This window comes from Campylobacter sp. IFREMER_LSEM_CL2090 (assembly GCF_025771865.1).
GTDB lineage: Bacteria > Campylobacterota > Campylobacteria > Campylobacterales > Campylobacteraceae > Campylobacter_D > Campylobacter_D lari_D.
On record NZ_JAKMRA010000008.1, the window covers coordinates 62,972 to 88,428 of the forward strand.

26 protein-coding genes and 1 tRNA gene are annotated in these 25,457 nt (G+C 30.1%); 17 read left to right on the forward strand and 10 right to left on the reverse strand.

From position 1 onward, the window contains the following. Nucleotides 1–106 precede the first annotated feature (106 nt). The gene (locus L8V85_RS06160) at nucleotides 107–487 is read left to right on the forward strand and encodes a YbgC/FadM family acyl-CoA thioesterase (protein ID WP_087699453.1); all 381 of its coding nucleotides are present in this window, start codon (nucleotides 107–109) and stop codon (nucleotides 485–487) included. On the opposite strand, the gene L8V85_RS06165 is transcribed toward L8V85_RS06160, so the two are convergent. The 3 genes from L8V85_RS06165 to L8V85_RS06175 are packed head-to-tail and all read right to left on the reverse strand — an operon-like array spanning nucleotide 465 to nucleotide 2,763. Further along, on the reverse strand, nucleotides 465–1,682 hold the full coding sequence (locus L8V85_RS06165; protein WP_220566741.1) for a hypothetical protein: 1,218 nt from the start codon (nucleotides 1,680–1,682) through the stop codon (nucleotides 465–467). The genes L8V85_RS06160 and L8V85_RS06165 overlap by 23 nt on opposite strands. After that, nucleotides 1,679–2,290 carry a uracil-DNA glycosylase family protein gene (locus L8V85_RS06170; protein ID WP_263737675.1) on the reverse strand — a complete coding sequence of 204 codons (612 nt, stop codon included), beginning with the start codon at nucleotides 2,288–2,290 and terminating at the stop codon, nucleotides 1,679–1,681. Before L8V85_RS06170 ends, L8V85_RS06165 begins: the two co-directional genes overlap by 4 nt. After that, nucleotides 2,290–2,763 carry a GNAT family N-acetyltransferase gene (locus L8V85_RS06175; protein WP_243705642.1) on the reverse strand — a complete coding sequence of 158 codons (474 nt, stop codon included), beginning with the start codon at nucleotides 2,761–2,763 and terminating at the stop codon, nucleotides 2,290–2,292. The genes L8V85_RS06170 and L8V85_RS06175 overlap by 1 nt, the downstream gene beginning before the upstream one ends. A 141-nt stretch (nucleotides 2,764–2,904) precedes the next feature. On the opposite strand from L8V85_RS06175, the gene rpmH reads away from it, so the two are divergent. The 11 genes from rpmH to L8V85_RS06230 are packed head-to-tail and all read left to right on the forward strand — an operon-like array spanning nucleotide 2,905 to nucleotide 13,966. Continuing rightward, nucleotides 2,905–3,039, forward strand: coding sequence for a 50S ribosomal protein L34 (gene rpmH, locus L8V85_RS06180; protein ID WP_012661270.1), 135 nt, complete (start codon nucleotides 2,905–2,907; stop codon nucleotides 3,037–3,039). Beyond that, the gene (gene rnpA / locus L8V85_RS06185) at nucleotides 3,036–3,362 is read left to right on the forward strand and encodes a ribonuclease P protein component (RefSeq protein ID WP_082018444.1); all 327 of its coding nucleotides are present in this window, start codon (nucleotides 3,036–3,038) and stop codon (nucleotides 3,360–3,362) included. Before rpmH ends, rnpA begins: the two co-directional genes overlap by 4 nt. Beyond that, nucleotides 3,350–3,733 carry a membrane protein insertion efficiency factor YidD gene (gene yidD / locus L8V85_RS06190; RefSeq protein ID WP_039664776.1) on the forward strand — a complete coding sequence of 128 codons (384 nt, stop codon included), beginning with the start codon at nucleotides 3,350–3,352 and terminating at the stop codon, nucleotides 3,731–3,733. Before rnpA ends, yidD begins: the two co-directional genes overlap by 13 nt. Further along, entirely contained in the window at nucleotides 3,697–5,280 is a 1,584-nt protein-coding gene (gene yidC / locus L8V85_RS06195) for a membrane protein insertase YidC (protein ID WP_263737676.1), read from the forward strand. Before yidD ends, yidC begins: the two co-directional genes overlap by 37 nt. Beyond that, a complete protein-coding gene (locus L8V85_RS06200; RefSeq protein WP_263737677.1) occupies nucleotides 5,264–6,109 on the forward strand; it encodes a Jag N-terminal domain-containing protein in 846 nt (281 codons plus the stop codon). The genes yidC and L8V85_RS06200 overlap by 17 nt, the downstream gene beginning before the upstream one ends. Then, complete coding sequence (gene mnmE / locus L8V85_RS06205) at nucleotides 6,106–7,434, forward strand: tRNA uridine-5-carboxymethylaminomethyl(34) synthesis GTPase MnmE (RefSeq protein ID WP_263737678.1); 1,329 nt, start codon at nucleotides 6,106–6,108, stop codon at nucleotides 7,432–7,434. The genes L8V85_RS06200 and mnmE overlap by 4 nt, the downstream gene beginning before the upstream one ends. A 13-nt stretch (nucleotides 7,435–7,447) precedes the next feature. Beyond that, nucleotides 7,448–9,625, forward strand: a complete 2,178-nt coding sequence (gene purL, locus L8V85_RS06210) for a phosphoribosylformylglycinamidine synthase subunit PurL (RefSeq protein WP_263737679.1) — start codon at nucleotides 7,448–7,450, stop codon at nucleotides 9,623–9,625. A 2-nt stretch (nucleotides 9,626–9,627) separates the two neighbouring features. Next, the gene (locus tag L8V85_RS06215) at nucleotides 9,628–10,395 is read left to right on the forward strand and encodes a DnaJ domain-containing protein (RefSeq protein ID WP_133319317.1); all 768 of its coding nucleotides are present in this window, start codon (nucleotides 9,628–9,630) and stop codon (nucleotides 10,393–10,395) included. Beyond that, complete coding sequence (gene purH, locus L8V85_RS06220; protein ID WP_133319318.1) at nucleotides 10,395–11,927, forward strand: bifunctional phosphoribosylaminoimidazolecarboxamide formyltransferase/IMP cyclohydrolase; 1,533 nt, start codon at nucleotides 10,395–10,397, stop codon at nucleotides 11,925–11,927. The genes L8V85_RS06215 and purH overlap by 1 nt, the downstream gene beginning before the upstream one ends. A gap of 15 nt (nucleotides 11,928–11,942) precedes the next feature. Beyond that, nucleotides 11,943–13,535 (forward strand): methyl-accepting chemotaxis protein, encoded by a 1,593-nt coding sequence (locus L8V85_RS06225; protein WP_263737680.1) that lies wholly within the window; start codon nucleotides 11,943–11,945, stop codon nucleotides 13,533–13,535. A 17-nt stretch (nucleotides 13,536–13,552) separates the two neighbouring features. Further along, nucleotides 13,553–13,966: an META domain-containing protein gene (locus tag L8V85_RS06230; protein WP_263666751.1), complete on the forward strand. Its 414-nt coding sequence runs from the start codon at nucleotides 13,553–13,555 to the stop codon at nucleotides 13,964–13,966. Nucleotides 13,967–13,976: 10 nt separating this feature from the next. Here the strand turns inward: L8V85_RS06230 and pyrF are convergent, their stop codons facing one another. Genes pyrF through L8V85_RS06260 form a run of 6 tightly spaced genes read right to left on the reverse strand, consistent with a single transcriptional unit; the run spans nucleotide 13,977 to nucleotide 18,645 of the window. Further along, nucleotides 13,977–14,660 carry an orotidine-5'-phosphate decarboxylase gene (gene pyrF / locus L8V85_RS06235; protein ID WP_263737681.1) on the reverse strand — a complete coding sequence of 228 codons (684 nt, stop codon included), beginning with the start codon at nucleotides 14,658–14,660 and terminating at the stop codon, nucleotides 13,977–13,979. Beyond that, nucleotides 14,657–15,055: a transcription antitermination factor NusB gene (gene nusB / locus L8V85_RS06240; RefSeq protein ID WP_263659333.1), complete on the reverse strand. Its 399-nt coding sequence runs from the start codon at nucleotides 15,053–15,055 to the stop codon at nucleotides 14,657–14,659. Before nusB ends, pyrF begins: the two co-directional genes overlap by 4 nt. A 1-nt stretch (nucleotide 15,056) precedes the next feature. Next, nucleotides 15,057–15,527 (reverse strand): 6,7-dimethyl-8-ribityllumazine synthase, encoded by a 471-nt coding sequence (ribE, locus tag L8V85_RS06245; RefSeq protein WP_012661257.1) that lies wholly within the window; start codon nucleotides 15,525–15,527, stop codon nucleotides 15,057–15,059. Nucleotides 15,528–15,539: 12 nt separating this feature from the next. Beyond that, a complete protein-coding gene (gene kdsA, locus L8V85_RS06250) occupies nucleotides 15,540–16,343 on the reverse strand; it encodes a 3-deoxy-8-phosphooctulonate synthase (protein WP_263670124.1) in 804 nt (267 codons plus the stop codon). 18 nt (nucleotides 16,344–16,361) lie between these two features. Further along, nucleotides 16,362–17,723 (reverse strand): uracil-xanthine permease family protein, encoded by a 1,362-nt coding sequence (locus tag L8V85_RS06255; RefSeq protein WP_263737682.1) that lies wholly within the window; start codon nucleotides 17,721–17,723, stop codon nucleotides 16,362–16,364. Next, entirely contained in the window at nucleotides 17,713–18,645 is a 933-nt protein-coding gene (locus tag L8V85_RS06260) for a DMT family transporter (protein WP_133319325.1), read from the reverse strand. Before L8V85_RS06260 ends, L8V85_RS06255 begins: the two co-directional genes overlap by 11 nt. Nucleotides 18,646–18,744: 99 nt before the next feature. On the opposite strand from L8V85_RS06260, the gene der reads away from it, so the two are divergent. The 5 genes from der to L8V85_RS06285 are packed head-to-tail and all read left to right on the forward strand — an operon-like array spanning nucleotide 18,745 to nucleotide 25,225. Continuing rightward, nucleotides 18,745–20,130, forward strand: a complete 1,386-nt coding sequence (der, locus tag L8V85_RS06265; RefSeq protein WP_133319326.1) for a ribosome biogenesis GTPase Der — start codon at nucleotides 18,745–18,747, stop codon at nucleotides 20,128–20,130. Further along, nucleotides 20,114–20,611, forward strand: a complete 498-nt coding sequence (locus L8V85_RS06270) for a shikimate kinase (RefSeq protein ID WP_263737683.1) — start codon at nucleotides 20,114–20,116, stop codon at nucleotides 20,609–20,611. The genes der and L8V85_RS06270 overlap by 17 nt, the downstream gene beginning before the upstream one ends. Beyond that, the gene (gene trpS, locus L8V85_RS06275; RefSeq protein ID WP_263664759.1) at nucleotides 20,608–21,567 is read left to right on the forward strand and encodes a tryptophan--tRNA ligase; all 960 of its coding nucleotides are present in this window, start codon (nucleotides 20,608–20,610) and stop codon (nucleotides 21,565–21,567) included. The genes L8V85_RS06270 and trpS overlap by 4 nt, the downstream gene beginning before the upstream one ends. Nucleotides 21,568–21,578: 11 nt before the next feature. Further along, nucleotides 21,579–22,814, forward strand: coding sequence for a serine--tRNA ligase (gene serS / locus L8V85_RS06280; protein WP_263737684.1), 1,236 nt, complete (start codon nucleotides 21,579–21,581; stop codon nucleotides 22,812–22,814). Nucleotides 22,815–22,822: 8 nt separating this feature from the next. Further along, complete coding sequence (locus L8V85_RS06285; protein WP_263737685.1) at nucleotides 22,823–25,225, forward strand: tetratricopeptide repeat protein; 2,403 nt, start codon at nucleotides 22,823–22,825, stop codon at nucleotides 25,223–25,225. Nucleotides 25,226–25,327: 102 nt separating this feature from the next. Here L8V85_RS06285 and L8V85_RS06290 read toward each other — a convergent pair. Continuing rightward, nucleotides 25,328–25,402 (reverse strand) — tRNA-Asn (locus tag L8V85_RS06290). Nucleotides 25,403–25,457: the final 55 nt, after the last annotated feature.

Here is a 25,457-nt window from a genome sequence, read left to right on the forward strand (position 1 = left end):
TTTTCTTATGACATTTTAAGTAGAATTTCAACAAATTTATCAATAAAAAAAAGTTGATTGTAAGCGATATTTTCCGATCAATATATAATAAAATAAAAGGTCTAAAATGCAAATACGAATTTATTATGAAGATACCGATGCAGGTGGAGTAGTATACCATAGCAACTACTTAAAATTTTGCGAAAGAGCAAGAAGTGAGATATTTTTTCAAAAAAATGCAAAAATTTTTGATAAAAATACAGGACATTTCCTACTTACTAAAGCAAATTGTAACTTTTTAAAACCCGCTAAACTTGGAGATCTTATAGAAGTAAAAACATTTATCACAAAGCTTAAAAAAGCCTCAGTTTGTATAAAACAAGAGATTTATAAAGAAAATACCAAGCTTTTTGAAGCTGAATTTACCCTAGCTTTTTTAAAAAATGAAAAAGTAGCTCCTATAGATGAGACTATAACTAAGGTTTTTACTGATCTTGCAAAGGAGTAAAACCTAAGCCTTGCGAGCGAATGATTTTAACCTTATAGTCAAATTGATTATCATTTAAACCCTCATCAAAAATTCTTTGAGAATCTTTATCTAAAAACTGCGTATAAAAATAATCAAGGCCCACACTAGTTGCATAAGCTATCCAGTTGTAATTAATATTTTGCGAAAAAAGTTCATTAAGATAGCTTAGAGTTTGATCCTCATTAGAAATGGAATTTGCTAGCAAAAGTTTTTTTCTATCATTAATTTGCGTTAAACTTAGCAAGATAGGATTATAATTAATCTGAGTTGATAATAATACAAAAGGCTCTATATCATAAGTTCTTATTTGTGAGCTTATGAGTGCTGTTTTAATCAAAGAAGTATTTAAAATAATACTAGAATCTTGAAAACTTCTATTTTGATTTAAAATACTTCTAAAATCAAATTTAGAACTATTAATAGTATAAATTTTCTCACTACCATTACCTGCGTTTAAAACATTCTCATCTAAGCGATTAGCTAAGGCTGTTCCATCTGAAAAAATAATATTTTTACCATTTGAGTATTCCAAAAGTTTTTGGATTTGTTTTTGATAATCTATACTTCCAAAATACACATTTTCATTTTGCGTATCAAAATTTCTTTTATGTGCAGTAGGAATAAAAACTTTTACATTAGAATCAAGGCTTTCTTTTAATAAATTTTTCACACCTTTATCTGTAAAACCTGCGATAATATAATTAAATTTCTCATCTTGAGCTTGTTTAAAAGCTTTAGTTATCTTACTCTCATCTTCTGTGCCTATTAAAAACACCTTTACTTTTATTTGCGCTCTTTGCCTTAATAAATACGCTATGCTTGAATTTATAATAGTATTAGAATAACTTTTAATCGTTTGCTCAGGTATAATAATAGCTAGTTTTATGCTAGCATTTTTTTGAATTCTTTTTTCAAAATCTATAATAGAATTTAAAAGTTTAGTATAGATATTAACTAAAAGCTCATTTGCATTATCATTATTAAATCTTGATAAAAAATTAAAATAAAGTCCTGTTTCTAACAAAGTAAATAAACAATCATTATCACAATTTTGAAATTCTAAATTAGGATAAAAAGACTCACTAGGTTCTATAGGCGATGGTTTTTGCTCTTTCGCAAAGACATTTAAAGTTAAAACAAAACTCATCATCAAACAAACTAAACTTTTTCTCATAAATAACCTTTTATTTTTTTAATATCTTCTATAAATTCAGCATAAAAGCTAGGATTTTTACTCAAAAAATTCAAATCATAACTTGGCAAAAGTAAGACATTATTATAATACATACATTGTCCTTTATATTTTTGAAAATTCTCAAAACCCAAACTTGCAAAAGCTTCTTGGCCAAGACATAAAATAATCTTTGCTTTTATAAAATCAAGCTCATTATAAAAATATGGCAAGCATAATTTTAATGCTTGATCGTCTATTTTAAAATTACTAAAACATTTAAACATATAAGAAAAATATATCTCATCGTCTTTTAAATTTAAAAGCTCCTTACATAATTTCAAAAATTCTTGTTTATTTTTAGAAGCAAAAAACTTTCCACTTTCATTCTCTTCCTTGTCAATAAAGGCCTGATAAATCAAAATTTTAGCATTTTTGGCTTCTTTTTCCATTAAACTATGCTTTCTTAGTCTAGAAAAATGACAAAGATTGCAGGTTTTTACCCTTTCGTTTAATTCTTTAAAACTTAAATTAAAATGCCTAATTTGTTTTTGCTCGTTAAAATATTCATAACCAAAAGCTTTTAAATAATACAAATTACGCTTATTCATTACATCAATACTTCTAAATTTTCACCCTCTAAACGATAAGTTCTCCACTCATTCATATGCTTTGCATTTAATTTAGTATAAAACTCAATCCCTAAATCATTATCGTTCAAACATACCCATTCTAATCTTTTAAGATTTTTTTCTTTACAAATTTGTGCTAAATATTTAAAAACAGCTTTTGCATAGCCTTTTTTTCTATATTTTGCTTGAATATAAATATCTTCTAGATATAACCCACCTAAACCCCAAAAAGACGAAAAAGTAAAATAATACATTGCATAACCTATGATTTTACCATCAACTTTTAAACTTAAAGCCTTAGCATATTTATTTTCAAAAAAAGATTCTTCAAGTTCTTTAGTTGTGCATTTTACATCTTCAAGCATATTTTCATGGATAGCAAGCTCTTTAATTAATTCTAAAATTTTTTCTAAATCTTCTTTTTTACTCTCACAAATTTCAAAACTCATGATTTTTCCTTAAAATACATAAAAATAAAACAAAAATTTAGCAAAAACTTTTAAAATAACTCTTAATTAAAAGCAGATTTAAGTAAGATTTTGATAAGATACACGCTTATTATTTTGTTTTTTATTTTAAGTTAAGGAAAGAATATGAAAAGAACATATCAACCACACAAAACTCCTAAAAAAAGAACTCATGGCTTCCGCGTGCGTATGAAAAGCAAAAATGGTCGCAAGGTAATCAATGCTAGACGCGCTAAAGGTAGAAAAAGATTAGCGGTATAAAAGATTTTCTAAGTATTAACGACTTAGGAGAGTTTGCAACAATTTATAAAGAAGGTAAAAAGTGGCACTGTGAAGGTGTAATCATCTTTTATACTTTAAGTAAAGAAAAAAAATTTGCTGTTGTTGCTAGTAAAAAAGTTGGAAAAGCTGTCGTTAGAAATAGAGCCAAAAGGCTCTTAAGATCAGCTTTTTTTCAGGTTAAAAATCAAGTCGAAAACGGGAAATACATACTTGTAGCTAAGACAAGTATTACTGAAATTCCTTTTTTAAAATTAGAAAAAAACTTGAAATGGGGTTTGAAAAAAATAGGATGTATAAAATAGCTTGTTTAAAACTTATCAGATTTTACCAGCTCTTTATCAGCCCTTTTAAGCCACAATGCTGCAGGTATTATCCAAGTTGTTCTGAATATGCCTTATGGCAATTTAAAAAAAATAATATTTTTAAAGCATTTGGTGCAGTTTTTTTAAGAATTTTAAAATGCAATCCGTTTTTTAAAGGTGGTATTGATTATCCTAAAATACGCAAGAATACTCTAAACTCAGGTGTATGTTTTAAACCTAGTTTTAATGCTTTAAAACAACTCAATTATTTTTATATCCCTTGCAATGATAATCAATTTTTTTTAATTAAGATTATATTTCCAAAGGACAATCCGTGTCAGAAAATTTATCCCAGCAAAAACGCATATTAATTGCCATTGTATTATCATTTTTATTTTTTGTAGTTTATGATTATTTTTTTATCCCAAAAGCACCACAAAATGAGCAAAATATCACTCATATAGAACAAAACAATTCAGCTCCACAAACTACAACCGCAAATACAAATACACAAGCTCCAAAGACAGAACTTAGTGTTAATCAAAAAGAAGAAATAGCAGTTGTTAAAAGTGAGCATTTTGAAGCACATATTGACTCTTTAGGTAGAATAGCTAAATTTTATCTAAGCGATGAAAAATATAAAGATGAAAATGGTAAAAGCATTAATCTAGTAGATACTTCTTTATCACCTTTGCCACTAGAAATAAGATTTAGTGATGCAAAGATAAATCAAGAGGCATTCAATACAGTATATACAGCTAGTCAAAAAACTATCAATGTAAATGATGAAAATACAACATTAATTCTTACTCAAAATTTAAATGATCTAATAATAACTAAAAAAATCACTTTTCACAAATATGGAAATTATGATTTAGAAGTAAATCTAAGCAAAGATACAGCTTATTTTATCACTCCAGGTTATCGTCCAAATATAGCAGTTGATAGTTATACAGTACATGGAGTTTTAATCTTAGATAAAGATGATAAAATAACAATGTTAGAAGATGGTGATGTAGAAAATGATGAAAGTTTTTCTAATGTAACCCTTATGGCAGCTTCAGATCGCTATTATAGTGCTTTCTTTTATAATTTTGAAAAACCTTTAAATGCAGTAGTTACTAAAGATAATCACGAAAATTCTATCGTTTTTGCAAGTGCAACTAACAATTTTAAAGCAACCGGATATATAGGTTCAAAAGAGCATGAAATTTTAAGAAGCATTCATGCGGATTTAGATGATGTGGTAGAATATGGTTGGTTTACTTTTATAGCTAAACCTATGTTTGAATTTTTAAATTTCTTACATGGTTATTTGGGTAATTGGGGTTGGGCTATCGTAGTGATGACTTTAATTGTGCGTATTATTCTTTTCCCACTTACTTACAAATCAATGATTTCTATGAATAAACTCAAAGATTTAGCACCAAAAATGAAAGAAATTAGAGAACGCTACAAAGGTGATCCACAAAAAATGAATTTACATATGATGGAACTTTATAAAAAACATGGTGCAAACCCAATGAGCGGATGTTTACCTATACTCATTCAAATTCCAATTTTCTTTGCAATTTATAGAGTTTTACTAAATGCCATAGAACTTAAAGCTGCACCTTGGGCTTTTTGGATTACAGATTTATCTGTGATGGATCCATGGTTTATTTTACCTATATTTATGGGTCTAACTATGTTTATCCAACAACTTATTACACCAATGGCTATACAAGATCCTATGCAAGAAAAGATTATGAAATTCTTACCATTAATTTTCACTTTCTTTTTCTTAACATTCCCAGCAGGTTTAACTTTGTATTGGTGTGTAAATAATATATGCTCACTTATCCAACAAGTAATTGTTAATAAGCTTTTCAAAAACCATAAAAAAGAGGAAATAGCTAAACATGAACATAGAAGCTAAAGACTTACAAACTGCACTCATAGAAGCCTCAAAACAACTTGAGTGCTCTGTGATTGACTTAGAATACGAAGTTATTCAACATGCTAAAGCAGGATTTTTTGGCCTTTTTAAAAAAAATGCGATAATCTGTATTAAAGGACATAAAAAAGCTCAAAAAGTCCATAATGAAAAACCTAAAAAAAATCAAAATGAGAAATTTAACAAATATTCTCAAAAAAATTTTGAAAAAAATGAATATAAAAAAGAATATAAAGAAAATTTTCAAAAACCAATTGAAAATATTGCTCAACCTAAAGAACATTACAAAGTAAAAAATGATGCTATTTTTGATTCTTTTCATAAGGAGTCTTCAGAAGAAAAAAACATTGTTTCTTATATTGATGAGATAAAAATTTCACTAGAAAAATTATTAGCAACTTTTGATTTTGATATTAAAGTTGTGCAAGTTAGCGTTTGGGATGAAACCTGTGTTTTAATTAAACTTGATGGAAAAGATGCAGCCTTGCTTATAGGCAAAGAAGCTCACAGATATAAAGCTTTTTCATATTTACTTTATAATTGGCTTAATGCTAAATATAAAATTCAACCAAGACTAGAAATAGCACAATTTTTGGAAAACCAAACCCAAGCTATTGATAGTTATTTAAAAATTCTCATAGAAAAAGTAGAGAACACTGGAAGAGTTCAAACAAAACCACTAGATGGAATTTGGCTAAAACTTGCTTTAGAAAAATTAAGAGAACGCTTTCCTGATAAGTATGTAGCTATCAAACAAAATGACGATCAAAGATATATCGTTGTGAATGATTTTTTGAAGAAAAATGAATGAATGACACGATAGCTGCTATTGCTACAGCTCACGGAGTGGGCTCTATAAGCATCATTAGAGTAAGTGGAAAAAAAGCTTTAGAACTTGCATTAAAAATTACCCACAAAAAAGAACTCGCACCACGCTATGCACACTTGTGCAAACTTTATAAAAACAATAATGACTTTTTAGACGAGGCTTTAGTAATTTATTTTAAAGCACCCTGCTCTTTTACAGGAGAAGATATTGTAGAATTTCAACTTCATGGTGGTTTTTCTTTGAGTGAAATTTTACTCGATGAGCTTGTTTTAGCAGGTGCGCGCCTTGCTAATCCTGGAGAATTTAGCAAAAGAGCTTGCTTAAATGGCAAAATGGATCTTTTAAAAGCTTTAAGCATACAAGATGCTATCATGTCAAAATCAACAAGTGCTGCAAATATCATAGCAAAAAATATTAAAGGTGATTTAAGTAAATTTTTAAACACCATTCGAATAGACCTTGTTCAAACTCTTGCTTTTGTAGAAACTAGCATTGACTATGCAGATGATGATTTACCGCAAGATCTACTTGATCAAATCATTGCTATGTGTGAAAAAAATTCAAAACTTTTAAGCGATATAGTAGATATTTCCTTAAGTAAAAAAGGTCTTATAAATGGCTTTAAAGTTGCTATTATCGGCAAGCCAAATGCCGGAAAAAGCTCATTGTTAAATTCGCTTTTAGCATTTGATAGAGCTATTGTATCTAATATTGCAGGCACCACAAGAGATCGTATCGAGGAAAGTTTAAAAATAGGCTCACATTTAATTAAAATCATCGACACAGCAGGCATAAGAAACGCAGATGATGAGATAGAAAAAATCGGAGTCAACTTAAGTTATGAAAGCATTAAAGAAGCAGATATTATTATAGCTGTTTTTGACGGATCTAAAGAATTTGAAGAAGAAGATAAACATATTTTACAAGCTTTAAAAGATTGTGATAAAAAAATCATTTATGTTTTAAATAAAAGCGATTTGACTACCAAATTTAAACATGAAATTAGCACTTCTTGTATACGCATTTGCGCCCAAGAAAACGCCCAAGCCATTAAAGAAAGTTTAAATGAATACTTAAATACTTTAGATGGCGATGGAATGCTAATTAGCAATACTTTAATACTCAATGCTTGTAAAAATGCTAGTGAAGCTATTTTGCGTGCAAGGGATTTATTAAAGGAAAGTTCTTTAGAACTTTTTGCTTTTGAATTAAATTTAGCCATAGGAGAAATAGCTCAATTTACCAAAAATTTTGAAAGAGATGAAATTTTAGATGCAATGTTTAGTAATTTTTGTTTAGGAAAATAAAAAGGAGATAATTATGGATAAAGAAGTTATAAAACAACACAAAATTAGCGATGAGGAATATCAAGAAATTTTAAATATACTAGGTAGAGAACCTAATTTATTAGAACTTGGAGTGATTTCTGCAATGTGGAGTGAACATTGCTCATATAAATCAAGTAAAAAATACCTTAATGGCTTTCCAACTAAAGCTCCTTGGGTAATCCAAGGTCCTGGTGAAAATGCTGGAGTAATAGATATAGGCAAAGGAATGGCTGCTGTATTTAAAGTAGAAAGTCATAATCACCCAAGTTTTATAGAGCCATTTGCAGGTGCAGCTACTGGTGTGGGTGGAATTTTACGCGATGTTTTTACCATGGGTGCTAGAGTTGTTGCAGGTATGAATTCTTTAAAATTTGGTAATATCCATGATGAAAAAATAGGTAAACATCAAAAATATTTAGTTAAGGGTGTAGTAAGTGGAATTTCACACTATGGTAATTGTATGGGTGTTCCTACTATAGGTGGAGAATGTGCTTTTGATGAGTGCTTTAATGGAAATATCTTAGTTAATGCTTTTGCACTTGGAACTTGCAAAATCGAAGATATTTTTTATGCAAAGGCTGAAGGTATAGGAAATCCTGTAATTTATGTAGGCTCAAAAACTGGTCGCGATGGACTTGGTGGAGCTGTAATGGCAAGCGATAGTTTTAATGAATCTAGCAAAAGCTTAAGACCAACTGTTCAAATTGGTGATCCATTTGCTGAAAAATTATTAATGGAAGCTTGTTTGGAACTTTTCAAAACTGATTATATAGTTGGAATTCAAGATATGGGTGCAGCAGGACTTACTTCAAGCTCTTTTGAAATGGCAGGACGCAGTGGTAGCGGGATGAAACTTTACCTTGATAAAACTCCTATGAGAGAAGAAGGTATGACTCCTTATGAGTTAATGCTAAGTGAATCTCAAGAAAGAATGCTAATTTGTGCTAAAAAAGGCTATGAAGAAAAAGTTATTGAGATTTTTAATAAGTGGGGGCTTGATGCAGCCATTATAGGCGAAGTTACAGATACTGGCAAAATGGAATTATTTTGGCATGATGAATTAGTTGGTCTAATCCCTATTGAACCACTAAGCGAAAAAGCACCTATACTTGATAGACCTGTGGCTAAGCCAAAATACTTAGATGAAATAAAAAACTATCAATTTAAACTTAGCATTCCCACTCAAGAAGCCTTTGAAAAACTTCTTGCAAATGAAAATATCAGCAATAAAGCTTATATTTATGAGCAGTTTGACTCAAGCGTGCAAACTAACACTTTAAAAAGCGATGGGGCTTTAGGTGCAAATAGTATTAGAATTAAAGAAAATAATTGCTTGCTTTCTATGGCCATTGAGTGCAACTCAAGATTAAACTATGTAAATCCAAAAATCGGTGCAGCAGCAGCCGTTGCAAGTGCAGGAAGAAAAATAGCATGCTCGGGAGCTAGACCTTTGGCAATTAGTGATTGTTTAAACTATGGCAACCCACAAAACCCTGAAGTAATGTGGCAATTTGCTCAAGGCTGCGAAGGTATTAAACTAGCTTGTAAAGAACTCAATACCCCTGTGGTAAGCGGAAATGTTTCTTTATATAATGAAACCGATGGAGTAAGTATTTTTCCAAGTCCAACCATAGCTTGCGTTGGTATTCACGAAAAAGCAGAAAATGTTTTAAAATCATACTTTAGTAAAGAAACGCAAGCTATTTATTTAATAGGAGAAAATAAAGGTAGTTTTGGTGGATCTTTGGTTGCTAAAGTACTAGATCAAAAAGTCGCAGGAGAGCTTGAAGATATAGATTTTAAAGCAGAATTAAAACTATGGGATTTCTTACTAAAAGCAAACGAAGCAAAATTACTTGATTGTGCTAATAGCATAGGCATAGGTGGTCTTGCTATGACTTTAGCCAAAATGAGCGTAAAGGCGAATTTAGGTGTAAATGTAAAAACAAATTTTGAAAACAGAAGTTTTATTTTTGAAGAAAGTCCAACTAGAGTTGTAATTGGTGTTAAAAATGAAGAAAATTTTATTGAATTTGCAAACAAAATGAAAATTAATTTTGCAAAACTTGGAATTTTAAATGAAAAAGATTTCGTTTTAGATGATATTAAGATATCTTTAGTAAAACTACAAAAAATTTATTTTGATAAATTTAAAGAATATTTAGGATAGAAATGCTTTTTGTTTTATTGGTATTAGCAATTCTTGCATTTTATTGGTATTACAAAACTTGGGGCAAAGATGATCTTTTAGGCTCTTTCAAAAAAGGAGCTAAAAGCTTCTCCCAAGGTTTTAAACAAGGCTATCATGAAGAAAGGATTGATGGCTTTAAAAGGAGATTAAACTATTATGTTATAGCGCTTTTAGCAAAAATAGCAAAAAGTGATGGTAGAGTTAGTGAGAACGAAGCAAATATGATCTCACAAATTCTTGATTATAATGCTAAAGATAAAAAAGAAAGAGATTTTTTAAAACAATGTTTTAATGAACATAAAAATACTTTAAATGATACTTTTGATATAGCCAAAGAGTTTATCAAAGAAGTGCCTTTACCGCAACAAGAAAGAATTAATATTTTGAATGTCTTAGTAGCAATGGCTTTGATTGATGGAGAACTTAACAATACCAAAAAAGATGTCTTAAGAGCTATCATTAGAGCTTTTGAACTTGATGTAAATATACTTGAAAAACTTTTAAACTCTATGCAAACACAAAATACAGGTATGAATTTACAAAAGGCTTGTGAAATTTTAGGCTTAAATGAAAATGCAAACTTGCAAGAGCTTAAAAAACGCTATAGAGAGCTTGCCAAAAAATACCATCCTGATATTTTAAACGCAAACAATAGTGATGAAGAAAAAATCAAAGAAGGTGTTAAAAAATTTCAAGAAATTAATGAATCATATGAATTTTTAAAACAATATATAGAAAGGAAAAATTAATGAAAGCACTAATTAGTGTGAGTGATAAAGAAGGTGTTGTAGAATTTGCTAGCGAACTTACTAAATTAGGCTATGAGCTTTTATCCACCGGAGGTACTTATAAGCTTTTAAAAGAAAATAATTTACAAGTACAAGAAGTTAGTGAATTTACTCAAAGCCCTGAAATGTTTGAAGGGCGTGTTAAAACATTGCACCCAAAAATTCATGGTGGAATTTTATACAAAAGAGAAAATGAAGATCATCAAAAACAAGCCAAAGATTACAACATCGAAAGTATAGACTTGCTTTGTGTGAATTTATATCCTTTCAAAAAAACTACAATTTTAACCCAAGATTTTGATGAGATTGTAGAAAATATCGACATTGGTGGTCCTGCTATGATACGCAGTGGTGCAAAAAACTTTAAAAATGTCATTGTCGTTTGTGATATTTTAGACTATGATAAAATCATACAAGCCTTAAAAGATAATACCTTAGATCTTGATTTTAGAAGAGCATTGATGATCAAAGCTTATGAGCATACAGCAAATTATGATGCTTACATAGCAAATTATATGAATGAGCGTTTTAATGGTGGCTTTGGTGCAAGTAAATTTATCGTAGGTCAAAAAGTATTTGACACAAGATATGGAGAAAACCCTCATCAAAAAGGTGCTTTATATGAATTTGATGACTTTTTCACACACAATTTTACAACCTTAAAAGGTGAAGCAAGTTTTAACAATCTAACCGATATTAACGCGGCTTTAAATTTAGCAAGTGCTTTTGATAAAGCTCCAGCAGTAGCCATAGTCAAACATGCAAATGCTTGCGGATTTGCCATAAAAGAAAACTTACTCCAAAGCTATATCCATGCTCTTAAATGCGATACCTTAAGTGCTTATGGTGGGGTTGTTGCTATCAATGGAACTTTAGATAAAGAATTAGCGCAAAAAATCAATGAAATTTATATAGAAGTTATTATTGCAGCAAATGTAGACGATGATGCTTTGGAAGTTTTTAAAGATAAAAAGCGTATTAAAATCTTTACACAAAAAGCGCCATTTTTAACTAGAGCTTATGATAAATATGATTTTAAGCACATAGATGGTGGTTTTGTATATCAAGATAGTGATGAAGTTAAAGAAGATGAATTAAAAAATGCGATTTTAAAAAGCGAAAGAAAAGCTAATGAACAAGAATTAAAAGATCTTGAAATAGCTATGAAAATTGCTGCATTTACTAAATCAAACAATGTAGTTTATGTAAAAAATGGAGCTATGGTAGCCATTGGTATGGGTATGACAAGTCGTATCGATGCAGCTAAAGCAGCTATTAATAAAGCCAAGGAAATGGGGCTTGATCTAAATGGTTGTGTTTTAGCAAGCGAAGCTTTCTTTCCATTTAGAGATAGTATAGATGAGGCTAGCAAAATAGGAGTAAAAGCCATCATTGAACCGGGTGGAAGCATAAGAGATGAGGATATCATCCAAGCTGCTAATGAGTATGGTATCGCATTATACTTTAGCGGCATAAGACACTTTTTACACTAATAAAAGGAGTTTTAAATGTTTAAAAGCATAGGTGCAAAAATATCTTTAGCAATGATTTCTACGTTGCTAATTAGTTTTATTATCATGCAGATTATCTTACAAAAAGATTCTCAACAAACTACAGATAGAATCAGCCGTGCACATTTAGATACTTTAAGCACTTCTGTTTTTCAAACATTAAGAATGGCAATGAATTTAGGCGATCCTGCTATTATAGAACAAGCTATAAAAGATGCTGGTGAAATAGAAGGTATAAAAGATATTGAAATTTATCCTTCAAAAAGCACAATTGAGCTCTTTGAAATACAACATTTTACAAAAAGTGATGAGAGTATTATCAACGAGCAATTTAACAAGCCAGAAATTAAAGCTGTTGAAATCAATAACGAACAAGGACATTATCTAAGACTTATACGCCCACTTATCGCTAATAAAGGTTGTCTTGCTTGTCATGCTAATGCTAAAGAAGGCGATGTTTTGGGTGTTATGGATATGTACAATGATTTAAAACATGTAGATGATGATTTGGCAAGTTCAGCTAGAACTTATATTATAATCTTTAGCGTTGCTTTACTTTTTACCGTTTTTGCTGTACTTTATATTTTAAAATTAGTTGTAGGTAATCCTGTTTTAGATCTTTTAAAACATGCTAAAGAACTAGCTAGCGGCGATGGAGATTTACGCGCAAGAATTAATATAAAAAGCACCGATGAAATAGGTAAAGCTTGCACCTACATCAACCAATTTATTGAAAAAATTCAAAATGCAGTAGTTTCTACTAATAAAAACTCTCAAATGGTAGATAAACAATCTAAACTTTTAAATGCTAATGCACTTGATCTAGCAAATAGAACTAAAGAAGGTCATACAAAAACTGATGAATCTTATCATTTAAGTGAGCAAATTCATACAGAATTACAAGATCTTGCTGAACTTTCAAATAACGCAAATAAAGCCAATACAAAATCTTTTGAAGTTTTAAACACCATGCTTGACTCATTAAATCAAGTAGTAGATAAGGTAAAAGTTGTAGCTGAAAATGAAGATATATTATCTCAAAAAGTAGAAGTTATGGAAAAACAAGCAGAAGAGATTAAAAAAGCTTCTGACATGATGGGAGAAATTGCTGATAAAACCAATCTATTATCTTTAAATGCAGGTATTGAAGCTGCACGTGCTGGAGAATTTGGTCGCGGCTTTTCAGTTATTGCTGAAGATGTAAGAAATCTTGCTCAAAATTCAGAAGAATTTTTAAAAAATATTGCCATCGTAACCAAACAATTAGTAGATAGTATCAATGAAGTTTCTAAAGAGTTAAAACACAATGCTAACGAAATTAACTCTTTAAATCAAGATGCAAAAGAACTTGTAGAAGGAACCAATGAAGTAAAAGTTTGCAATGAAAATGCAAGAGATTTAGCAAATGCTTGCATGCAAAAAATTTCAAGCACACAAGAAACTTTACAATCTTTGCTTGATAAAATGCAAGAAACGGTAAAATTAAGTGATAAAAATGAAGAAATTTCAAAAATTTTATTAGATGTTGCTCATGAGTTAAATATAGTTTGTCAAAATTTAGAGGATGAATTAAAACATTTTCATGTATAAATCAAAGGAGTATAAAAATGAAAAAAATAATCACATTAAGTATAGCGAGCTTAGCTATTTTTAGTGGGTGTTCTGTGGCAAATTTAAGTGTTGATGATTTACAAAATAAAGAATTTACTATAAGTTCTTATGAAGCTAATGGAAAAAATCATGAACTTCCTCAAAATGCTAAAGCAAGCATTAGTTTTGATAATAAAGATAAAAGAGTTTTTGGTGTATCAGGATGTAATAGATTTTTTGGAAACTATAAAGATCAAGGAAGTAGTATCAAAATAGAAGATAATCTTGCTTCGACAAAAATGCTTTGCGATCAAGAATCTATGAAATTTGAAAACGACTTCTTAAGATATTTTAATGGAGAATTTCAAATTATTAGTGATGATGATGGAATTATTTTAGAAAATAAGAAAATGAAAATTTATTTAAAATAAGCCTAGAGGCTTATTTTAAATGCTCTAATATATTCTCACAAACCATTCTAGGTTCTTTTGCCTTATAAATAGGTCTTCCAACCACGATAAAATCTGACAGATTATCCTTAGCACACTGTATATCAGCTACTCTTTTTTGATCATCTAAATTTTCTTTAAAAGGACGAATTCCAGGAGTTAGTGTAATAAAATTTGTATTTGTATTTTCTTTAATCAATAAGCTCTCATATACCGAACAAACCATACCATCAAGACCGCTTTCATAGCTAATTTTAGAAAATTCCTTAACAGCTTGTTTGATATCTTGTTTGTATATACTAAAAAATTCTTGCTCATCAAAACTAGTTAAAGCAGATACAGCAAGCACCAAAGGTCTTTTACTCAAAACACTTAAACGCTCCATAATCATACACATAGCACTTTTACCTGCACTTGCGTGGATATTAAACATATCCACATCAAGCTTAGCAAGCTCTTCACAAGCATCTGCCATGGTATTTGGTATATCATAAAGCTTTAAATCTAAAAAGATTTTAAAATCATCCACTTTTTTAATCGCCTCTAAAAGCTTTGCTCCATCTCTTAAATATGATCTAAGTCCTATTTTAACCCAAAGATCTAAACCTTTTAATTCTTTAGCCAAACTAATACACTCATCATAACTTGACACATCAAAAGCCACACAAAGTTTCATTGCTTTTCCTTGTTGATTTTATCCAACACCCCGTTGATAAATTTAGGAGCATTATCCCCTGCCATTTCTTTTGCAAGCTCTATAGCCTCGTTAATGATAATCGCTTTTTGTGTAGAAGTAAATAAAATCTCATAAGCACCTAAACGCAAAATGGCCTTTTCTATACTAGCTACTCCATCTAATTTGTGCTCTTTCAAGCACTCATTGATTTTCTCATCAAGCAAAGTAAGTTGCTCATTAATACCATTATATAAATCTAGAGTGAATTTTCTTTGGTCATTGCGAATTTTTTTCTCATCCAAAAATTCATTGATAAAATCTTTATTTTCTTGATTTAACTGTGCTGCATAAAGCAAAGAAACTATACTTTGTCTTACTTGGTGTCTAGTAGCCATTTTAAGCCTTAATTTTTTGGATTAAATTAAGCATTTCAACTACAGTAAGCATAGCTTCAAAACCCTTATTACCTGCTTTACTACCTGCTCTTTCTATGGCTTGCTCTAAGGTATCAGTTGTTAAAACTCCAAAACTCACAGGCACATTAGCTCCAAGCCCCACACTTGCTATACCTTTGGTAGTTTCAGCTGCTACATAATCAAAATGTGGTGTACTTCCACGAATTACTGCTCCAACACAACAAATTCCATCAAATTTTTTACTCTCACAAGCTTGTTTTAATGCAAAAGGAATTTCAAAAGCACCTGGCACTAAGATAAGACTTAAGTTTTCTTCCTTGCCTCCATGTCTTAAAAAAGCATCTTTAGCACCTTCAACTAAACGATCTGTGATGATATGATTAAATCTTGCATTGATAATCGCAATTTTCTCATCACCTTTTAAACTTAAATTTCCCTCTATTATCTTCATAATTTTCCTTTTTTAAATGATTTCTTGAATTTTTAAAAGCGTATTTACACAGTTTTTAAGTCTTGAAAGATCAAGCATATTTGGTCCATCGCATAAAGCTTTACAAGGATCAATGTGCGTTTCAAAGAAAAATCCATCTACGCCTACACTAGCAGCAGCTCTTGCTAATGGCTCTACAAATTCACTTTTGCCTCCACTACTTCCACCATTTGCTCCTGGCATTTGCACACTATGAGTAGCATCAAAAATAACTGGAGCATATTTTCTCATGATAACCAAACTTCTCATATCTACAACCAAATTTCCATAGCCAAAACTCGAACCTCTCTCAGCTACAAAAACTCCATTTTCTTTGGCTATTTCAAAACCTTCTTCATTAATGCCTCTAGTTTGTAAAATTTTAGCTACGCTGTATTTAATATCTTCAGGATTTAAAAATTGCCCTTTTTTTACATTTACCTTGGCTTTTGTTTTAGCAGCAGCTACTAATAAATCAGTTTGCCTGCATAAAAAGGCTGGAATTTGTAAAACATCTACAACCTCAGCCGCAACACTTGCTTGAGAACTCTCATGAATATCAGTAAGAATTTGCATGCCAAATTTGTCTTTAACTTTTTGCAAAATTTCCAAGCCTTTTTCAATGCCTGGTCCTCTAAAACTATTAATACTAGTTCTATTTGCTTTATCAAAACTTGATTTAAAATAAAAATCAATTCTATCATCTTTTAAAAAGCATTCAAGCTCTTGTGCAACTTTAAAAACAAGTTCTTCATTTTCTATTACACAAGGACCTGCTATTAGTATCATTTTTTTCATTATTTTTCCTTATTTTTATTATTTTACTTTATTTTTTTCATTTTCTTCAAGCGGAAAAACGCAATTTAAAATAATAGCCGTAATCCCACCTGCTGCAATCCCTGAAGAAAATAAAGTTTTAAACCACATTGGCATAAATTCTAAAATATCAGGATTATTAGAAACTCCAAGTCCTATACCCAAACTCATAGCTATGATGATAATAGAACGACGATTTAGATTTTCCTTAGAAATAATCCTAACTCCCGTTGCAGCTATAGTACCAAACATTACTAAAGTTGCTCCACCTAAAATAGGCTCTGGAATTTGTAAAGTAATATCAGCCACAATAGGAAATAAACCCAAAATCATCAACATAAAAGCTACAATAAATCCAACATATCGACTTGCAACACCTGTTAAAGCTATAACGCCATTATTTTGCCCAAAACATGAATTTGGAAAAGTATTAAAAAAGGCTGAAACAAAGGAATTAAAACCATTAGCCAAAACCCCGCCTTTTAATCTTTTTGTATAAAGTTCGCCTTTAACTGGCTGATTTGAAACTTCACTAGTAGCACTAATATCGCCGATAGTTTCTAAAGAAGTTACCATAAAAACTAAAATCAAAGGTAAAATAAGATTATAATCAATACTCAAACCATAATGTAAAGGATCGGGTAAAAACACTAAAGGTAAATTTTCATTAAAATTAAAACTAAAATTTTCAAAAGTCATAGCTACTAAAAGTCCTATTATCATAGCTATAAATAAAGAAGAAATTCTTATATAGGCATTATTAAAACGATTTAAAACAATAATACTTAAAATCACAACTCCGGCTAATAATAAATTTTGTAATGAGCCAAACTCACCACTTGCCTTAGCCGCAAATCCACCTCCTGCACTCACAAGGCCAACATTAATCAAACTAAGACCTATAATCATCACAACTATACCTGAAACCAAAGGCGAAATCACTCTTCTAATAAAAGGTAAAATTTGAGAAATAATCATTTCAGTAGTAGAACAAAGCATTAAAGTGCCAAAAATGGCTCCAAGCATTGCTTCTTGCGATAAACCATTATTTTTTAAAACAAGCCCACCTAAAATAATAGGTGCAACAAAATTAAAACTAGTCCCTTGAATAGATAAAAGTCCACTCCCTATAGGACCCCAAGTTTTAATCTGCAAAAGCGAAGCAACGCCTGAAGCAAAAAGCGACATACAAATAATTCTAGCCGTATTAGTATCATCTATCCCAAGTCCTTTGCAAATTAATAAAGCAGGTGTAATCACAGCAACAAACATAGCCATTAAATGCACTAATGCAGCAAAAAATGCCTTAGCAAAAGGTGGTCTATCTTCTAAACCATAAATTAAATCTGTTTTATTTTCCATTTTTCTTTCCTTTTGTTTGCTTACTAACCAAAATAATTCCTCCTAAAATAATGCTAAAAATTCCTATAAAAACCATTAAGCTAGGAAATTCATCTCCTAATAATATGCCCAAAAATAAAGTAAAAACTACATCTATATAGCTAACTCCTGCGACAACTCCTGCCTTTTTTGCTACTCCATAAGCTTTAGTAACATGAATTTGATACATTGCTCCAAAAATTCCCATCAAAACAATAAAAATCCAAGCTTTAAGACTAGGCATAACAAAAGGAGCAATTAAAAAATCAAGCTCTTTTATTTCATAAAAAGAACCTACAATCATAGACATTAAAGGCATCAAAGTACCAATTAAAACAAAAGATAAAGCTATAAATGGCGCTGGGTATGATTTTCTAAGCTCTCTTACGCTAGTTAGCGCCAAGGCTGCACAAAAACCGCTTAAAATTCCTAAAATACTATTTTTTAAATCAAAACCTGAATGCGTAGTGCTATCTGCAAAAGGCTGACAGATTAATAATACTCCTATAAAAGCAATCAAAATCCCAAAACAAGCTTTTAATCCCAAACTTTCTTTAAAAAACAAAAAAGCAATCAAAGCTATAAAAATAGGCGCTGTTTTTTGAAAAGCAAAAGCCCCACCTAATGAAATATTAGAAACATTATAAAAGAAAAGATATAAAGCGATCGTTCCTATAATACCTCTAAAAATAAGCAGTCCAAGATGTCCGCCACTTTTATGAAAATTTAATTTTGAAAGCGCATAAAGCATAAAAGCTGTGCCTATAATATTTCTAAAAAACATAATTTCAATCGATGATAATTCTTCACTAAGAATTTTTGCACAAGCACCTACAAATGCAAATTCTATAGAAGCAATAATCATAAAATATATACCTAAATTCTTTTTAACTATTCTTAACATATAAATTCCATATAAAATTCCTGTTATTTTAGTCTTTTTTGCTTAATTTTAAGGCAATTTTTATATAATCACAAATAAAAATTTAAAAAATGAGTATTAATGCAAAGTATTATTTTAATAGGAAAACCAAATGTTGGCAAATCAAGTCTTTTTAATAGACTTGCAAGAAAGCGCATTGCAATAACTAGTGACATAAGTGGAACTACAAGAGATACTAATAAAATAGAAGTAGAAATTGATGGCAAAAAAGCTTTGTTGATAGATAGCGGCGGGCTTGATGAGAGTAATGAGCTTTTTAAAAATATCAAAGCAAATTCGCTTAAAGCTGCTAAAAATAGTGATATTATCTTTTATATGGTGGATGGAAAATTTTTACCTGATGATGAAGATAAAGCTTTTTTTTATGAAATGAAAAAACTCAACAAACCCATAGCTTTAGTAATCAATAAAGTCGATAACAAAAAAGACGAAGAAAGATCTTGGGAATTTTCTAATTTTGGAGTAAAAGAAGTTTTTAATATCTCTGTAACACATAATATAGGCATTGATGAGCTTTGTATGTGGGCTAGTAAGTTTTTAGATGAAAGTTATTTAAATGCAGATGAAGAAGAAGACTTTGAAAGTTATTTAGAAAATTTTGATGAAAATAGCGGAGATTTTAAGCTAAAAACTATTAATGAAAATCATATTAAAGTGGGAATTATCGGCAGGGTTAATGTAGGAAAATCAAGTCTTTTAAATGCTTTAGTAAAAGAAGAACGTAGCGTGGTAAGCGATATAGCAGGCACTACAATTGATCCTGTTAATGAAAGCATTATGCATAAAGATAAAATCATCGAATTTGTAGATACCGCAGGTATTAGAAAACGCGGGAAAATACAGGGTTTAGAGCGTTATGCACTTAATAGAACTGAATATGCCCTAGCCAATGCTCAAATTGCACTTTTAGTACTTGACGCAGCTGAAGGTTTTAACGAACTTGATGAGCGTATTGCAGGACTTGCTGCTAAACATTGTTTAGGTGTGATTATTGTACTTAATAAATGGGATAAAAGCGAGCTTGATTTTGATAAAACTTTAAAAGAATTAAAACTAGATCGTTTTAAATTCCTAGCTTATGCGCCCGTTGTAAGCGTATCAGCTTTAAGTGGAAAAAGAATACATGTACTTTTGGATAAAATTTTAGAAGTTTTTGCAAATTTCACCCAAAAAATTCCAACAGCAAAATTAAATGCTTTGGTAGAAGAAGCCACAAGAGCCCACCCGCTACCACATGATTATGGTAAATTAGTGAAAATTTATTATGCGGTTCAATACGACTTAGCACCTCCAAAAATAGCTCTAATTATGAATAGACCAAAAGCTTTACATTTTAGTTATAAACGATATTTACAAAATCAAATTAGAAAACAATTTAACTTTGAAGGTGTACCTTTAATTTTAGCTTCAAGAAAAAAAGGTAGCAAAGATGAGCAAGAAAACTAACCTCCTTTTTGTAGGATTTATGGGCTGTGGTAAAACAACTATAGCAAGGGCTTATGCAAAAAAATATGATAAATTCTTTTTAGATACAGATGTTTTAATCAAAGAAAAATTTAATCTTGAAATTAGTGAATTTTTTAAAACATATGGAGAAAAAAAATTTCGCAAAGAAGAAAAAAAACTTGTTTCGTTTTTAACTTATGTGCAAAATTGTTCTACTGCAAGCGGTGGTGGCTTCATAGAACAAAAAAAAATAAAAAATATTGGTACTATCGTTTACTTAAAAGCAAGTTTTGATTATCTCTTGCAAAGACTAAATAAAGAAGAATTGGCCACAAGACCCTTATTTTCAAACACAAACAATGCTAAAATACTATTTGATCAAAGAATTAAAAAATATGAAAAAAAAGCAAATATCATTATAAACATTGAAAACAAAAATATCCAAGAAATAATTAAAGAAATCAAAAAAGAGGTAAAATGAGAATTATTACAGGATTACAGCCAAGTGGGGATTTACATATAGGAAATTATTTTGGCTCTATAAAACAAATGCTAAATATGCAAGAAGAAAATCAAATGTATATGTTTATAGCAAACTATCATGCTATGACTTCAAATTTTAATGGAGAAAAACTTAAACAAAATTCACTCAAAGCTGCGGCAGCTTTTTTAAGTTTAGGAATTGATCCACAAAAAAGCGTATTTTGGTTACAAAGTGATGTAAAAGAAGTGATGGAGCTTTATTGGATTCTTTCTCAATTTACCCCAATGGGACTTTTAGAAAGAGCACATAGCTATAAAGATAAAATTGCCAAAGGTTTAAATGCCAACCATGGGCTTTTTTCTTACCCTGTTTTAATGGCTGCAGATATTTTACTTTTTAATGCTCAAGTAGTTCCTGTAGGTAAAGATCAAATTCAACATGTTGAAATAGCAAGAGATATAGCTTTAAAAGTAAATAATGAATGGGGTGAAATTTTTACCCTACCTCAAGCTAAAGTTAATGATGAAGTTGCAGTAGTACCTGGTACTGATGGAGCTAAAATGAGCAAGTCTTATCAAAACACAATCGATATTTTCAATACACCAAAAGCTATTAAAAAACAAATTTCTTCTATTGTTACAGATAGTACAGCTTTAGAAGATCCAAAAGATTGGCAAAATTGTAATGTATTTAAAATCGCAAAATTGTTTTTAGACAAAACAAAACAAGAAACTTTAAAAAGCCGTTATGAAAAAGGTGGTGAAGGCTATGGGCATTTTAAAATGTATTTAAATGAAATCATTAGTGAGTATTTTGCCTCGGCTAAGGAAGAATATGAAAAATTACTAGCTAATCCTTCTAAAATCGATGAGATTTTAGAATTTGGAGCAAGCAAAGCAAAAAAACAAGCCCGAGAAACAATGGAAAAAATTTATGCTAAAATAGGACTATAAAAGGAGTTAGAATGTTAGATTTAAAACTTTTGCAAAATAATTTTGATGAAATTGCACAAAAACTAAAAGCTAAAAAAGTAGATGAAAATTTACTCAAAGAACTTAGCGACTTATTTATAAATTTAAAAAAAGAAAAAGCACTTTTGGAAGAATTTCAAGCTTTTCAAAATAAGTTTAGTAAAGAGCTTGCAACAGCACAAGATAAAGAAAGCTTAAAGGTACAACTAAGCCAAAATAAAGAAAAAATCAATACTCAGTCAAAAATCGTTAGCACGCTAGAAGAAAAACTAGAACAAATTGCCCTAGCAATACCAAATATCCCTGATGATTGCGTGCCTTTTGGAGAAGATGAAGATGAAAATATAGAATTAAAAAAAGTTCTGACACCTCCTAGTTTTGATTTTGAAATCAAAGAACATCATGATTTGGGAGAAAAATTAAACTGGCTTGATTTTACAAGAGGGGTTAAAATCTCACAAAGTCGTTTTTGTGTACTTAAAAATGAAGGAGCTTTACTAAGTAGAGCCTTGGTAAATTATATGATTGATTTTAATAGAAGTAGAGGTTTTGAGCTAGTTAATGTACCATTTTTAGTAAATAGCGCAACCATGTATGGCACAGGACAGCTTCCTAAATTTAAAGATGATATGTATAAGGTAGAAAATGATGATTTATATCTCATCTCAACTTCTGAAATTCCTGTAACTAATCTTTATTCTAATGAAATTTTAACTCAAGAAGAACTACCCTTAAAAATGACCTGCTATAGTGCTTGTTTTAGACAAGAAGCAGGAAGCGCGGGTAGAGATACAAGAGGTATTATAAGGCAACATCAATTTGAAAAAGTAGAGCTTGTTAGTATATGTAAGCCTGATCAAAGTGAATTGATGTTTGAAGAAATGTTAAATTGCGCTAGTGATTTACTAAGCTCTTTGGGTCTAGCACATAGGCATTTAATGCTTTGCACGGGAGATTTGGGCTTTTCTGCTGCGAAAACAGTAGACTTAGAAGTATGGCTTCCATCGCAAAACAAATACCGTGAAATTAGCTCTGTGTCAAATTGTAAAGATTTTCAAGCAAGACGTGCAAAGATCCGTTTTAAAAACGATAAGGGCAAAAATGAATTAGTTCACACACTTAATGGTTCTTCGCTAGCTGTTGGTAGAACCTTAGTAGCTATTATGGAAAATTATCAAGAAAAAGATGGAAATATAAGAATTCCTGATGCATTAAGAAAATACTTTTAAGAGAAAACATGGCCGAAGAAGTAACACCTAAAGAACAAGATAATCAAGAAAAAGCTTTTTCAGAGATTGATGAAAATCCAGGAGTGGAAGAACAAACTATCCCTCCTGGCACAATACCTCCTGAATTAGAGGAAGAAGAAAGTACTTTTCAAAGAGTAGAGGAAGAACTTCAAGCATCACAACCTGAAGAAAAGAAAAAGCTTTTTGATAAAAAATTTCTTATTTTGATTTCAACACTTGGTGCTCTTGCTCTAATTTTATTTATTATTTTAGTTTTACTTCTTGTTTTTAAAGAAGATAAAAAAGTAATCACAAATAATCCAATTTTAGAAGATAATGTTAGTACAAGTATCACAAAGGTGAAACAATCTGCTTTAGATCTTGTAGTACAAAAGGCAAATTTATTATATGAAAAAGGTGATATAGAAAGCGCTTTAGAGCTTTATAATAATATTAATATTTTCAATCAATCTTTATCTAGTTATAATCTTGGTGTAGCCCAAATGAAACAAAAAGATTATATTAGTGCTGTTGAAAATTTCAAACAATCTTTAGAATTAGAAGAACACAAAGTTGCAGCAGCTATTAATATAGCTGTGTGTTATTTTAATCTAGGCGATAAAGAGAAATTTAAATATTATCTTGATTTAGCAAGGGTACATTTACCACAAGATTCTAAATCTTCTTTGTATGATTATTATCTAGGATTAATTAATTACTATCAAGGATTTTATCCAGAGGCTTTACAAATGTTCATGCGTTCAAGTAATATCAACAGCTATCAAGGGGAGTCTTATTACCTTGGGGCAAAAATTTACGCATTATTAAAATCTGACCAAAACGCCATTAATCTTCTGCAAAAGCAACAAGATTATGAAGCAAGCTTACCCTTAGGTTTATTATATGCAAAACTAGGAGAGTATAAAAAAGCTAAAGAATATCTTGAAAAAGCATCAAAAATAGAAAATCAAGCCATAAGAAGCAAAATGGCTCTAGCTTTAGTAGAATTAAAAACAGGCCAATTTGACAATGGTGCACAAATTTTAAAAACTTTATATGTAAAAGATAGAGCTATTGGCTCAAAATACTATAACATAAAAACAAGACTAAAAAGAAATTTTTCAAATATTGATATAGCGCAGCAACATTTTGCCAAAAGTTTAATCACAGGAAAACAACAAATTTATGATTTACTTTTTTATTTTTCACCTTATCGCGTTTTTGATATAAAACAAAGCATGGAACTCATCACAAAAGCTGATTTGGGAAATTTCATACAAGGGTATGAGTATGAAAATGAATTGCTTGTTAAAAGCAAAGCTTTATCAGGCGTTAATGTGGAATTATCTCATGCTATCAATCTAGCTTTTAATTTTCATCTAAGAGAAGCAAATCAAGAATTTAAAAATTTAAGTGAAATTTATCATGCTCACGATGTAATTCATTATAATCTTGCTTTAACTTATGCACAACTGCAAGATTATAATAATGCATATAAACATTTTTCAACTGCTTATCATTTAAATCCAAAAAATTATATTGCAGGTATTTTTGCCATATATTGCATGGATTTAGTAAAAAAAGATTATACCAAACTTGCTAATGAACTTTTGGAAAATTTACAAGCAGATAATAATATCGATCAAAATCATAATATCTATAAATATTTACTACATCTAGTTAAAAGTGACTTTACTGCTATGATTCCTTATTTAGATAACCTTTCAAATAGCAAAAATACTCCTTTAGAATTAATGTTTGCTATAGTAGCTGCTAATGGCAATAATCTTGAAATTTTAAGAAATCAAAAAATAAAAGAATTAAAAGATTTACTCGGTGAGGATATTATTAGCAATATTTTATATTTTAATTCTAAAAACACAAATCTTGATATTAAAGAGTATGCCAAACAAGCACAAATGTATTTTTTAACAACCAAGCTTGATTATAATTCTTTATTTGGTGGAGCTGGTATAGTTAAAGACAGCTATGTGACACTTATGCAAATTACAGGCTTGTTAAATCATGTTAGAAATGACATAAAAAAAAGACTTGCTATGAGTAATAAAAATTCCATCGGACTGATTTTTGCTCTAGCTTATGTTGATATTTTTGCTAAAGAATACCAAGAAGCATATACACTTTACAATATCTTAATAGATGATTATAAAATCAAAGATGCACAAACTTTATTTTTAGCCGCAGTAGCAGCGATAGGTTCTAATAATCCAAATTCAGCCATAGCTTTACTAGAGCTTGCAAAATTAGAAAATGAAGAAACCTTAGAAGCAAGACTTGCACTAGGACTATTATATCATGAAGTCCAAAATTTAGAACCCGCTATGTTTCAATATGAAAAAGTAGGGAATAATTTTGAAAGTAAATTTTTTACTTTTGATATTAAAAATTAGTATTTTCATAAAATAAGAAAATACTAATTAACTATCAAAAAATATAATTATAAATTACAAATTAGATTATTATAAAATATACATGAGATTAACTTTATGAAGTGGCTCCGGATGTAGGATTCGAACCTACGACCAATCGGTTAACAGCCGACTACTCTACCGCTGAGCTAATCCGGAACATCAATAAATAAGAAATGATATTATATAAGAAAAAAACTTTTTTGTCAAGATT

What these genes read in the sequence shown, in the direction of transcription:
- L8V85_RS06160 (WP_087699453.1), top strand. Translation starts at nt 107, where the DNA reads ATGCAAATACGAATTTATTATGAAGATACCGATGCAGGTGGAGTAGTA.
- L8V85_RS06165 (WP_220566741.1), bottom strand. Translation starts at nt 1,682, where the DNA reads ATGAGAAAAAGTTTAGTTTGTTTGATGATGAGTTTTGTTTTAACTTTA.
- L8V85_RS06170 (WP_263737675.1), bottom strand. Translation starts at nt 2,290, where the DNA reads ATGAATAAGCGTAATTTGTATTATTTAAAAGCTTTTGGTTATGAATAT.
- rpmH (WP_012661270.1), top strand. Translation starts at nt 2,905, where the DNA reads ATGAAAAGAACATATCAACCACACAAAACTCCTAAAAAAAGAACTCAT.
- yidD (WP_039664776.1), top strand. Translation starts at nt 3,350, where the DNA reads ATGTATAAAATAGCTTGTTTAAAACTTATCAGATTTTACCAGCTCTTT.
- L8V85_RS06200 (WP_263737677.1), top strand. Translation starts at nt 5,264, where the DNA reads ATGAACATAGAAGCTAAAGACTTACAAACTGCACTCATAGAAGCCTCA.
- mnmE (WP_263737678.1), top strand. Translation starts at nt 6,106, where the DNA reads ATGAATGACACGATAGCTGCTATTGCTACAGCTCACGGAGTGGGCTCT.
- purL (WP_263737679.1), top strand. Translation starts at nt 7,448, where the DNA reads ATGGATAAAGAAGTTATAAAACAACACAAAATTAGCGATGAGGAATAT.
- L8V85_RS06215 (WP_133319317.1), top strand. Translation starts at nt 9,628, where the DNA reads ATGCTTTTTGTTTTATTGGTATTAGCAATTCTTGCATTTTATTGGTAT.
- purH (WP_133319318.1), top strand. Translation starts at nt 10,395, where the DNA reads ATGAAAGCACTAATTAGTGTGAGTGATAAAGAAGGTGTTGTAGAATTT.
- L8V85_RS06225 (WP_263737680.1), top strand. Translation starts at nt 11,943, where the DNA reads ATGTTTAAAAGCATAGGTGCAAAAATATCTTTAGCAATGATTTCTACG.
- L8V85_RS06230 (WP_263666751.1), top strand. Translation starts at nt 13,553, where the DNA reads ATGAAAAAAATAATCACATTAAGTATAGCGAGCTTAGCTATTTTTAGT.
- pyrF (WP_263737681.1), bottom strand. Translation starts at nt 14,660, where the DNA reads ATGAAACTTTGTGTGGCTTTTGATGTGTCAAGTTATGATGAGTGTATT.
- nusB (WP_263659333.1), bottom strand. Translation starts at nt 15,055, where the DNA reads ATGGCTACTAGACACCAAGTAAGACAAAGTATAGTTTCTTTGCTTTAT.
- ribE (WP_012661257.1), bottom strand. Translation starts at nt 15,527, where the DNA reads ATGAAGATAATAGAGGGAAATTTAAGTTTAAAAGGTGATGAGAAAATT.
- kdsA (WP_263670124.1), bottom strand. Translation starts at nt 16,343, where the DNA reads ATGAAAAAAATGATACTAATAGCAGGTCCTTGTGTAATAGAAAATGAA.
- L8V85_RS06255 (WP_263737682.1), bottom strand. Translation starts at nt 17,723, where the DNA reads ATGGAAAATAAAACAGATTTAATTTATGGTTTAGAAGATAGACCACCT.
- L8V85_RS06260 (WP_133319325.1), bottom strand. Translation starts at nt 18,645, where the DNA reads ATGTTAAGAATAGTTAAAAAGAATTTAGGTATATATTTTATGATTATT.
- der (WP_133319326.1), top strand. Translation starts at nt 18,745, where the DNA reads ATGCAAAGTATTATTTTAATAGGAAAACCAAATGTTGGCAAATCAAGT.
- L8V85_RS06270 (WP_263737683.1), top strand. Translation starts at nt 20,114, where the DNA reads ATGAGCAAGAAAACTAACCTCCTTTTTGTAGGATTTATGGGCTGTGGT.
- trpS (WP_263664759.1), top strand. Translation starts at nt 20,608, where the DNA reads ATGAGAATTATTACAGGATTACAGCCAAGTGGGGATTTACATATAGGA.
- serS (WP_263737684.1), top strand. Translation starts at nt 21,579, where the DNA reads ATGTTAGATTTAAAACTTTTGCAAAATAATTTTGATGAAATTGCACAA.
- L8V85_RS06285 (WP_263737685.1), top strand. Translation starts at nt 22,823, where the DNA reads ATGGCCGAAGAAGTAACACCTAAAGAACAAGATAATCAAGAAAAAGCT.